Origin of the sequence: Asticcacaulis biprosthecium C19 (assembly GCF_000204015.1) — a bacterium.
Classification (GTDB): domain Bacteria; phylum Pseudomonadota; class Alphaproteobacteria; order Caulobacterales; family Caulobacteraceae; genus Asticcacaulis; species Asticcacaulis biprosthecius.
The window spans coordinates 736,844-747,366 of record NZ_GL883079.1 but is presented as its reverse complement, the minus strand read 5'-3'; the positions used below and the strand labels follow the sequence as shown (position 1 = coordinate 747,366).

Below are 10,523 nucleotides of genomic sequence, written 5' to 3'. Positions count from 1 at the left end.
ATACCAAGCGTCATTCTTTATGAGGCTTGGTGTAAGCCTACTTAGCAGGTGCGGCCAATGGTGTTTGCCGCTATGGTCACCGCATGCGGTGGATCTATCTGGTAGCGGGGCTGATATGTGTAGGGCTGGGCATAGCCGGCACGATCCTGCCGGTCATGCCGGGCGTTCTCTTTTTCATTATCGCCGCCGTCTGTTTCGCCCGCTCCAACCCGGTGTGGGAAGCCAGGATCATGAACCATCCGAAAATCGGCCCGCCGGTGCGCGCCTTTCGCGAGCGCGGCGTCATTGCCCCGGCGGGAAAGTTTGCCGCGGTCACCGGCATGGCCCTGGGTTCGGTGGCCGGCTGGTTTTTGATTCACCACACGATCTGGCGCTACGCCCCGGCGGCGCTCTGCCTCGTCTGCGCCGCCTATGTTCTGACGCGGCCCTCGCGGTAAGTTTCCGCTGCAACCGCTTGACGGGAACGGCAGCCCCGGTCTAGCGTCGGCCAAAGTGTCAATTGGGAGTGCGCCCGTGCAAACGAAGTTGTCTCTGGTCCTCTTAGGGTCGTTCTTGATGTCCACCACCATGATGACCCCGGCGGTCCTGGCCCAAACGCCGGCCGCTATCTCGGCGCAAGTCCTTACCCCTGAACGCGTCTTCGCCGACCCGGACATCAACGGCGCCAAGGCGGTCGGCGCCAAGCTGTCACCCGACGGGACTCTCCTGACCTTTCTGAAACCAAAGGCCAAGGACGCGCGCATCCAGGACCTGTGGGCGGTCGACACCAAGGGCGGCGAGCCCTTCCTGCTGATTGATGCCGACAGTCTGTCCTCGGCCGACAAGGAACTGTCCGAAGCGGAAAAGGCCAGGCGCGAACGCATGCGCGTTTCGGCCCGCGGTGTCGTCGACTATAACTGGTCGGGCGACAGCAAGGCGATCCTGGTCCCGCTGGATGGTGACATCTATCTGATCGAGCGCGCGACAAAGGCCGTCAAGCGCATCACGGCGACCGAAGGCGACGAGGTTGACGCCAAGCTCTCGCCGTCGGGCGATGCGGTCGCCTATGTTCGCGACCAGACCCTGTATATCCGCGACTTCAAGACCGACCAGGAAACGGCTGTGTCGCCCCAGGGCGCCGACCTGATCGCCTACGGCACGGCCGAATTCATTGCCCAGGAGGAGCTGGATCGCCATTCCGGCTTCTGGTGGAACCCCAAGGGCGGCCAGATCGCCTACCAGAAAACCGACGAAGCCGGTGTCAAGATCGCCGAACGCATCGAAATCGGCGGCGAAGAAGTCAAGGTCGTTCACCAGCGCTATCCCTTCGCCGGCACGCCCAATGCTGTGGTCGAACTGTTTATCAAAAATCTCACCGGCGGTGAGCCGGTGAAGCTCGACCTCGGTGGCGGCGATTTCTACCTGGCCCGCGTCAATTGGGCCAGCGACGGCAAGGCGCTCTATGTCCAGAAGCTGAGCCGCGACCAGAAGCGCCTCGACTTGCTGAAGTTCGATCCGGCCACGGGCGCCGCCACGACCGTCCTGACCGACACGTCGGACACCTGGGTCGAACTGCACAACGACTTCAAGCTTCTATCCGATGGCACTTTCATCTGGTCGTCGGAGCGTGATGGCAATAAACATTTCTATTTTTATGGAAGTGATGGCAAGCTGATCCGCCAGGTCACCCAAGGCGACTGGGCGGTCGACAAGCTGTCCGACCTTAACGACAAGACCGGGGAATTGTTCTTCGAGGCCTCCATCACCACACCGATCGAGCACGGCCTGTACAAGGTCAGCTACACGACGCCCGGCGAACCGGTTGCCCTGACCAAGGCCGGTGGCTGGTGGACGACCACGGTGTCCGGTGGCGGCAAGGCCTTCATCGGCAACTATTCCGATCCGGTGACGCCGCCCCAGACCGCTCTGTACGACGGGACAGGCAAGCGCGTGCGCTGGATCGAGGAAAACGCGCTGGACGCCCAACACCCGTACTTTGCCTTCAAAGACAGCTTTACGGCGCCGGAGTTCGGCACCATCCTCTCGGCCGATGGCCAAACCCTGCACTGGTCGATGCTGAAGCCGGTCGGCTTCGATCCGGCGAAAAAGTATCCGGTCATTGTCTCCATCTATGGCGGCCCGGCCTCGGCCACTGTCAAGAAGAACTGGGTCTCTCCGGCGACGCGATTATTCCAGAAATCGGGATATATCGTCTTCTCGCTGGACAACCGCGGCACGCCCGGCCGCTCGGTCAAGTTCGGCCGCGCCATCTACAAGCAGTTCGGCGGTCCCGACATCAACGACCAGGTCGCCGGCGCTAACTGGCTGAAAACCTTGCCCTATGTCGACGGCGACAAGATCGGCATGATGGGCTGGTCCCAGGGCGGCTTCGTCACCCTGATGGCATTGACCGTGAAGGATACGCCGTTTGCCGCCGGTGCCGCCGGCGCGCCGCCGACCGAGTGGTCGCTCTACGACACGGCCTACACCGAACGCTACATGTCGACGCCTCAGGACAATAAGGAAGGCTATGCCGCCTCCGATGTACTGAATCGATTGGACAATCTCCAACCCGGCGCACTGCTGCTGATGCACGGCATGGCAGACGACAATGTCCAGCTATCCAACACCACCCGCGTCATGCTGGAACTGCAAAAGCGCGGTGTTCCGTTTGAGCTGATGCTGTATCCGGGCGAGCGCCACGGCGTGCGCGGCAACGAGAAGAACCTGCAACGTTACCGCCTGTACCTCGACTTCTTCGGCCGCAAACTGAAGGGGGAGGGATAGTCTCCTTGTGAGGCTGTGGGCATTCCGAGCCGATGGAAGCTGTCGCGATTCCGGGTCAAGGGGGCTCGCCCCCTTGTTACAAATGAGTCATGACACCGTTTTAAGTTGCCGCAATTCCGCCTTGAAGCGAATATGTACGCATGAAACCAAATGCGCTTCCACACAAGCGCCCATGAGGATAACGATCATGAAGACCTTCGCCGCACTTTCCGCTGTATCCCTGCTGGCCCTGTCCGGCGCTGCTCACGCTGCCACCCAGGTGGAGCTCAAGAACATGGCCGCCAAGGTCGTGGTCCAGCCGGAAAACCGCAGCGACGTCCAACTCAAGGTCGTCTACGGTAAGGCCAAGGTGCCGGTCATCATGGTTCACACCAAGGGCGACACCTTTATCGCCGACGGCAAGCTGAAGCAGCGCGGCGTCGACTGCCGCGACGGTCAGTCGGTTCAGGCCGACGGCATGCAGATCGCCAATGCCGACCTGCCGACCGTCTATATCAAGGTGCCGATGGACGCCAAGGTCTCGGCCGGCGGCGCCACCTATGGCACGATCGGCGCCTCGAACCATTTGGAATTCAACCACGGCGGCTGCGGCACCTGGACCGTTGGCAATATCGCGGGCGACGCGGAAATCAACATAGGTGGGGCAGGGGACGTGACCCTGGCCAACGCAGCCAATACTCAGGTCAATATCGGCGGTTCGGGTAATTTCAAGGCCGCCTCAGTGAAGGCGCTGGAAGCCAATATCGGCGGCAATGGCGATATCGTCATCGACCGCGTCAACGGCAACACCGATATCAATATCGGCGGCTCGGGCAATGTGGCGATCGCCGACGGTTCAGCGCCGCGCGTCGAGGTCAATGTGGCCGGTTCGGGCGACGTGCGTTTTGGCGGTACGGCGGGCGATGTCGACATCAGCATCGTCGGTTCGGGCGATGTCCGCATCAAGAAGGTGACCGGCAAGGTCAGCCGCTCGGTCATGGGCTCGGGCAATATCGAAATCGGCCAGTAAATTCTGGCTGTTGGTGACGTAAGGCGCGCCGGCGGGAGCTGGCGCGCCTTTGCGTTTGCCGTGGTGAGTGTTTCTTCCATTCACCTGTGGCGCGTTCACCACTTCCCGGCCTGGAAACCATGTGTTAACGGTTAGGCATCGGCGAAGTAACGCAGGGGCGGGGCCACGTGTTCGAAGAAGAAGTCAGACGGCATATTCACTTCGCGCCCGCGCCGTCGTGGGTGAAGGAACTGCCGTTCGCGCGTCCGGACTTGCTGGACCAATCCAGGGCGCCCTGGGGCCTTTATACCTGGCTGGTCGACGACCAGGCCAAGCTGGATACCCGGCCGCACCGCTACAACCGCACCATCGAAGAAGTGGTCAATCTGTCGGCGCTGGACTACCTGGCCAATGTCACCCTGCCGTTCAATCCCTATTACGACGACCTGACCATCCACCATATCCGCATCCTGCGCGGCAATGAGGTCATCGAGGTCGATGTCGAACGCCGCTACTTCGTCATGCGCCGCGAACGCAGCTTCGAGCGCCTGGTGTTGGACGGCCGCTGGACCTTCGCCATCACCCTGCCGGACGTACGGGTGGGCGACATCATCGACACGGCCCTGACCCTGACCGGCGACCCGGCTTGCTTCCAAGGCGAAATCACTATGCCGATGCCGCTGCAAAGCGGCATCTACTGGGACCGCCGCCATGTTCGCCTTCTGGTCCCGCCCGAGCGCAAGCTGAACATGAAGCCGTTCCCGCTGGGCTGGATCCCGCCCAAGGTCAGCAAGCTGGAGGATGGCTACAGCGAGATCACCTTCGAAGACAGCCACGTCCACGAATGCGATTATGAGTACGACATGCCGGGCTGGGTCATTCCGGCGCGTGGCTTCTACGCCAGCAGCATTGACACCTGGGAGCGGGTCGGGGACCTGATGCGCGCCGGCTTCGAAGGCGATACTGACTATCCGCAGGGTTTGCTCGACGAGATCGCCAAGATCGAGACGGAGCATTCCGATGTCCGCGACCGCATCGTCGCCGCTGTGCGCTGGGTGCAGGAAAACATTCGCTACTTCGCCTTTTCGTTCGGCGAGGGCGGCTTCGTCCCGCGCAGTCTGAAGGAAATCTACGGCGACCGTATCGGCGACTGCAAGGACGTTTCCAAGACGATCGCCGCTATGTTGACCAAGATGGGCGTGGAGTCCTATCCGGCCCTGGTCGACACCCGTCGTGGCCATGACCTGACCAACCAGCCGCCGCGGCTGGGCGCTTTCAACCACTGCATTTCCATGTGCTACCACGATGGGCGGACCTATTGGTTTGAAGGCACATCGTCTGTGGCCCAGGGCGGTGACCTCGACCACCTGGCGCAATATGATCTGGGCTATGCCCTGATCCTGAAGCCCGGCACCGATCTGATCCGCATGATGGATCGCCCGGCCAAGCTGGAATATGAGGTCCGCGAGGTCATCAACCTGCCGGCGAAAAAGGGCGAGCAGACGGTTATCGAGATCGACTATGTCTATCGCGGCGCCCGCGCTGACGCCGTTCGCCGCGACCTGCGGTATCAGAGCCTCAGTTCCTATGTCGAGGATCGCTGTGCCCTGTTCAGCTACATCTACGGCATGAACATGTGCGCCATCCCGCAGATGACCGATAATCGCCGGCTGAACGAAATCACCATCAACACCCACGTCACCACGGACAATCCGTGGCAGGGGACGGGGGGACACAAGATCTTCTTCAGTCCGGAATCGGGTTTTGACTATGTGCTGGAAGATCCCGAAGGCCGCCGGCGCTTCCCGTTCCATCTGGGCGACGTGCGCGAAGGCCGCATCACCACAGTGATCAAGTCGGAATACCAGCTGGACTGGCCTTTGAAATCGAAAACCTGGGACTTCGGCGGTCTGGTGCTGGGCTATACCGGTCGCAAGACCAGCCAGGGCTTCGAAGCTGTGCGAGAGTACAGCGTCCGCCGCACCTGGCTGTCGCCGGACGAAAAGGTGGCGTTGGACAACGCTTATCCCGAGGTTCAGGACTATGATCGCCTGACGGTGGCGGTTTCCGGCCGCAAACCGGCGACCTGGCTGCCCAGCTTCATCACCCGTGCCGTGGTCTGGGCCGGGGTGCCGGTGATCGCTGTAGGTGTCTGGGCGGTCCTGACCTATCTGCTCTGACCGCAAAAAGCTGGCCAAACGGCCGCTTTGCGCTATAAGGCGGCCATGCCTTTAAAAATTGCCATAGTCGGCCGGCCCAATGTCGGCAAATCGACCCTGTTCAACCGCCTGGCCGGCAAGAAGCTCGCCATTGTCGACGACCAGCCCGGCGTAACGCGCGACCGCCGCTACGCCACCGGAAACCTGGGTGACATCCCGCTGCTGCTGATCGACACCGCCGGCTTCGAAGACCTGACCGACGACTCGCTGGAATCAAGAATGCGCGTCCAGACCGAACTGGCTTTGGACGAATGCGACGTTGCCTTCTTCGTCGTCGATGCCCGTGAAGGCGTGACGCCGCTGGACCGCATTTTTGCCGCTACCTTGCGCCGGCGCGACAAGCCGGTGATCATGATTGCCAACAAGGCCGAGGGACACCAGGCCGCCGCCACCGCCGAAGAGGCGCGCGTTCTAGGCTTTGGCGAGCCGCTGCACCTGTCGGCCGAACACGGCGAGGGCATTTCGGAGCTGTATGAGGCCACCGAAAAATACCGCCAGCTGATCGAAGGCGACTTTATTGAGTCAGAAGGCGGCGACGACGACGACGACACCAAGCCGATCCGTATCGCCATCATCGGCCGTCCCAACGCCGGCAAGTCGACTCTGATCAACAAACTATTGGGCGAGGAGCGTCTGCTGACCGGCCCGGAAGCCGGCATCACGCGCGACTCGATTTCGGTCGACTGGCTTTATGAAGGCCGGACCATCCGCCTGGTCGATACCGCCGGGCTGCGCCGCAAGGCGCGTGTACAGGAAAAGCTCGAGAAACTGTCGACCGCCGACACCATCCGCGCCATTACCTTTGCCGAGATCGTCGTGCTGTGCATGGACGAGGCCAACGCCTTCGAGGTCCAGGATTTGCAGATCGCCGACCTGGTCGAACGCGAGGGGCGCGGGCTGATCTATGCCATCTCGAAGTGGGATCTGGTTGCGGAACCCCAGGCGCGGCTCGCGGAGATCGTCGAAACCGCCGAGCGCCAGTTACCGCAATTGCGCGGCACGCCCTTGGTCACCCTGTCCGGCGTGACCGGTCGCGGCGTAGAACGGCTGATGCCGGCGGTGTTGAAATGCTACCGCAACTGGTCGGCCAAGGTGAAGACGCGCGACCTCAACGACTGGCTGGCCCTGGCGGTTCAGAGGCATCCGCCCCCCGCCGTCGACGGCAAGCGCATCAAACCGAAGTATATGGCTCAGACCAAGGGGCGGCCCCCGACGTTTGTGCTGTTCGCAGCTCGGTCCTACGCCATGCCGGATCAGTACCGACGTTATTTGATCAACAGCTTGCGCGAATCGTTCGACTTGCCGGGCGTGCCGATCCGTTTGACGGTCAAGGCCAACTCGACGGTCAATCCGTTCGATGAGGGCGGCGGTGCCAGCTCTACGTCGGGTCCGCCAAGAGTCCGTGCCAAGGCCAAGGTCAAGCCGGGCGAGAAGCCGGCGCACCCCAACCGCGTGCGGCAAAAGCCGAAGGGCACGACCGTCGCGCCCAAGGTGGTCGCCAAACCGCGCGCCGATGCCGCCAAGGCCAAGGCGTTCAAGTCCAATATCGGCAAGCCTGTCGGCGCACGGCCAACTGCGGGCAAGTCCGGCGGCGGCCGCAGAGGCGCGGGGCCATCGACCAAGCCGGGCGCCGCCGGACCCGGCGGGCGTTCGGGATCTTCGGGCAAGCGGCGGTAAGGATTGGGAACCACGGATGGACACGGATACACACGGATCTCCGTTCCATCCTGAACCCGCCGCGCCGCGGTAACTTCCGCAAGGGGATCCACAGATTGCACAGATTTGAGGGATTAAGATCCGAACTTAATCTGCGCAAATCTCTCCAATCTGTGGACCCAATATTCAATGGGTGCCGGTTCGCGGCAGGTTCAAATGATCGATCTCCAAAACCTGACTCTGGCATCTCCGCACGAAGCGCTGCTCGCCCTCAACAACGCCTTTGCCACGGAAACGTCTTTCCTGACTGAAGCCGACTGGCGGCAGATGGTTGCTGAAGTGCGGTTTGCTTTCCATGCCGCCTCGGACGGTTTCATACTGACGTTCGATCAGACCGCCGCCTATGACAGCCCCAACTTCCTGTGGTTCAAGGCGCGCTACGACCGTTTCTGTTACATCGACCGTGTGGTGATTGCCGCTTCGGCACAGGGCCTGGGACTTGGCAAGGCGCTCTACCAGCATCTGTTCGACGCTGCACGCCAGGCCGGGTTCGAGACGATCGTCTGCGAAGTCAATCTCGACCCGCCCAACCCCGGCTCGATCGCCTTCCATGAACGCCAGGGCTTCGCCGCCGTCGGCGATCAGACCCTGCCCAACGGCAAGACGGTCCGCTACTACGCCGCCGGATTATAGACGGGCCAACAGCCGATCCAGCGTCGACAGCAGCGTGTCGATGTCGCTCACGGTGACGTCGATCGGCGGACGGAAGCGGATGGACTGCGTCCCCGCCCCAAGCAACAGAAGGTTCTCGCTCTCCAGCGCCAGGTCGACCAGCCGGCCCTTGTTACCGGCGCCCAAAACGGTGAAGCCCTGATAGAGGCCCCAGCCGCGGATATTGGCGATCTTGTCCGGATACTGTTCGACCAAGGCCTCCAGGCCAGCGACCAACCGCTCCGCCTTGGCCGGAACCGCGGCGAGCAGTCCTTCGTCCTCGACGATCTTCCATTCCTGAACGAAGCGCACCATGTCGGCCAGCGTGCCGCCCCAGGTCGAGTCGAGCACGCCGATATCGTCCATCGAGTTCAGCATAAAGACTGCGCCATTGCCGAACTTCTTGGCGACGGCGATGGCCTGGGGCGGGTAGGGGACATCGAACAGGTCGATGGCAAAGACCGCACCGCACTGGCCGCCGCTGGTCTGGACCTCGTCCAGTCCCCACGACACATCGTAACGATGGCATAGTTCCGAGAGGCTGCGATAGAAGTCCGGGATGGCCATGCGGTGGCCGCCAGCGCCCTGCAAAGGTTCCAGGATGACCCCGGCGATATCGCCTTCGTGGGTCTGCATCAGCCGTTCGAGTTCCGCCAGGCAGGCATCGGCGATGGCGCGGTTCTCGGCCTCGCTGCGGCGCGTGTCGTAGTCAGGGAAGGGAACCGTCAGGTTATCCTTGATGATGCCGTGGAAGTCCTTGGTCGCCGCCGGGTCGTTGGTCAGCCGCGTGATGTTGAGCGCAAACACGGTACGGCCATGGAAGGCCTGGTCGAACGAGATGAAGCGCTGGGTGAAATCTTCGCGGCCCTTGGCCTGCTGCTTGGTATGGTGGAGATTGATGAGATATTTCATCATGTTCTCGACCGCTTCGGCGCCGGAATTGACAGCGTAGACCTCGACCTTGCCGTTTTTCATACACAGCGGTCGCAGACGGTGCAGCAGGCGGTAATAGTACAGACATTGCGGAGTCAGAAAGTCAGGATTGGCCATCTTGGTATTGGCCGCCAGAACCAGGTCGCGGACATAGTCGGGTTCGTTCATGCGGGGATGGTTGTAGCCCAGCAGTTTCGAACCATAGAGCCCGCACCAATCGGTCAGGGCGTCACCATCGACGGTCGCCAGGATCATGCCCTGGGATTTGGCCAGATCGACGGCAAAGGGATAGGGTTCGGCTATGACGTAGCGGCCCAGCTCTTCGAGCATGGCGGCGCTGCGTGCCTTGGGATAAGACATCGTAATCCTCGCAAAGGGGTAGTTCGGCGCCGTTTTCCGGTGCGCTTGATATTGGTCGCGCAATCTATCCGAAAAGTGGCAGCCACTTTTCGGATTGCGCTTGTGATCACACGGTTTGCGCTTTTTCCCGATGAAAAGCAACCGTTTCCGCCGGCGGCTCGCGCGTCGGTTCCAGCAATTCCAGCAGCAGCGGCACGATCTCGCTGGGGTGCGGCAGCGACATCGGATCTTCGCCCGGATAGGCGACCGCGCGCATACGGGTGCGCATGGCGCCCGGCGCCAGAAGGGCGGCGCGGATCGGCGTAATGTCCAGTTCGTCGGCCCAGGCGCGAACGAGGGTTTCAACGGCGGCCTTGGTGGCGCCGTATAGGCCCCAGAACGCCCGGCCCTTGGTCACGGAAGCACCTGTCGTGAAAACCACCAGACGACCCGAGGGCGACAGGCGCATCAAAGGCTCGATAGCGCGTAACAACCGCCAGGTGGCGGTCACGTTGACGGCGATGACCTTGTCGAAATCCTTGGGCTCATGGTGGGTCACCGGGGTGAGGGTGCCCAGGACAGCAGCGGCGTGAACCACGCTATCCAACCGGCCAAAGCGTTCCAGGATGACGGCGCTGAGGCGATCGATGGCCTCGCCGTCGCTCAGGTCGAAGGGCACCAGGGTGGCATGACGGCCGGTGGCCGCGAAGATCTCGTCGTCCAGCTCTTCCAGGCCGGCCTTGGAGCGGGCGCAAGCGATGACCTGGGCGCCGGCCTTGGCCAGGCCCAGGGCGCAGGCGCGGCCGATCCCGCGCGATGCACCGGTGACGAGGGCGATGCGGCCTTGTTGGGACAGGTCGGTCATGGAAAGTGCCTTATTCCAAGCTGCGATGACTTTGACTCATGCAGCT

8 protein-coding genes are annotated in these 10,523 nt (G+C 62.1%); 6 read left to right on the top strand and 2 right to left on the bottom strand.

The window, feature by feature from the left end:
• Window positions 1-83 precede the first annotated feature (83 nt).
• The 6 genes from ABI_RS18660 (at window position 84) to ABI_RS18635 (ending at window position 8,322) form a co-directional block, all read left to right on the top strand.
• Window positions 84-437, top strand: a complete 354-nt coding sequence (locus ABI_RS18660) for a YbaN family protein (protein WP_006274614.1) — start codon at window positions 84-86, stop codon at window positions 435-437.
• Between the two features lie 118 nt (window positions 438-555).
• Window positions 556-2,766: a S9 family peptidase gene (locus ABI_RS18655; protein ID WP_040309609.1), complete on the top strand. Its 2,211-nt coding sequence runs from the start codon at window positions 556-558 to the stop codon at window positions 2,764-2,766.
• Between the two features lie 187 nt (window positions 2,767-2,953).
• Entirely contained in the window at window positions 2,954-3,775 is an 822-nt protein-coding gene (locus ABI_RS18650) for a GIN domain-containing protein (RefSeq protein ID WP_006274612.1), read from the top strand.
• A gap of 167 nt (window positions 3,776-3,942) precedes the next feature.
• Window positions 3,943-5,934 carry a DUF3857 domain-containing protein gene (locus ABI_RS18645; RefSeq protein WP_006274611.1) on the top strand — a complete coding sequence of 664 codons (1,992 nt, stop codon included), beginning with the start codon at window positions 3,943-3,945 and terminating at the stop codon, window positions 5,932-5,934.
• A 45-nt stretch (window positions 5,935-5,979) separates the two neighbouring features.
• Window positions 5,980-7,650, top strand: a complete 1,671-nt coding sequence (gene der / locus ABI_RS18640) for a ribosome biogenesis GTPase Der (RefSeq protein ID WP_006274610.1) — start codon at window positions 5,980-5,982, stop codon at window positions 7,648-7,650.
• Between the two features lie 195 nt (window positions 7,651-7,845).
• Complete coding sequence (locus ABI_RS18635; RefSeq protein WP_006274609.1) at window positions 7,846-8,322, top strand: GNAT family N-acetyltransferase; 477 nt, start codon at window positions 7,846-7,848, stop codon at window positions 8,320-8,322.
• Here the strand turns inward: ABI_RS18635 and ABI_RS18630 are convergent.
• Both ABI_RS18630 and ABI_RS18625 read right to left on the bottom strand, forming a co-directional pair.
• Entirely contained in the window at window positions 8,317-9,633 is a 1,317-nt protein-coding gene (locus tag ABI_RS18630) for an aminotransferase class III-fold pyridoxal phosphate-dependent enzyme (protein ID WP_006274608.1), read from the bottom strand. The genes ABI_RS18635 and ABI_RS18630 overlap by 6 nt on opposite strands.
• Before the next feature lie 106 nt (window positions 9,634-9,739).
• Complete coding sequence (locus tag ABI_RS18625) at window positions 9,740-10,477, bottom strand: SDR family NAD(P)-dependent oxidoreductase (protein ID WP_006274607.1); 738 nt, start codon at window positions 10,475-10,477, stop codon at window positions 9,740-9,742.
• Window positions 10,478-10,523: the final 46 nt, after the last annotated feature.

What these genes read in the sequence shown, in the direction of transcription:
- ABI_RS18625 (WP_006274607.1), bottom strand. Translation starts at nt 10,477, where the DNA reads ATGACCGACCTGTCCCAACAAGGCCGCATCGCCCTCGTCACCGGTGCA.
- ABI_RS18630 (WP_006274608.1), bottom strand. Translation starts at nt 9,633, where the DNA reads ATGTCTTATCCCAAGGCACGCAGCGCCGCCATGCTCGAAGAGCTGGGC.
- ABI_RS18650 (WP_006274612.1), top strand. Translation starts at nt 2,954, where the DNA reads ATGAAGACCTTCGCCGCACTTTCCGCTGTATCCCTGCTGGCCCTGTCC.
- der (WP_006274610.1), top strand. Translation starts at nt 5,980, where the DNA reads ATGCCTTTAAAAATTGCCATAGTCGGCCGGCCCAATGTCGGCAAATCG.
- ABI_RS18635 (WP_006274609.1), top strand. Translation starts at nt 7,846, where the DNA reads ATGATCGATCTCCAAAACCTGACTCTGGCATCTCCGCACGAAGCGCTG.
- ABI_RS18660 (WP_006274614.1), top strand. Translation starts at nt 84, where the DNA reads ATGCGGTGGATCTATCTGGTAGCGGGGCTGATATGTGTAGGGCTGGGC.
- ABI_RS18655 (WP_040309609.1), top strand. Translation starts at nt 556, where the DNA reads ATGTCCACCACCATGATGACCCCGGCGGTCCTGGCCCAAACGCCGGCC.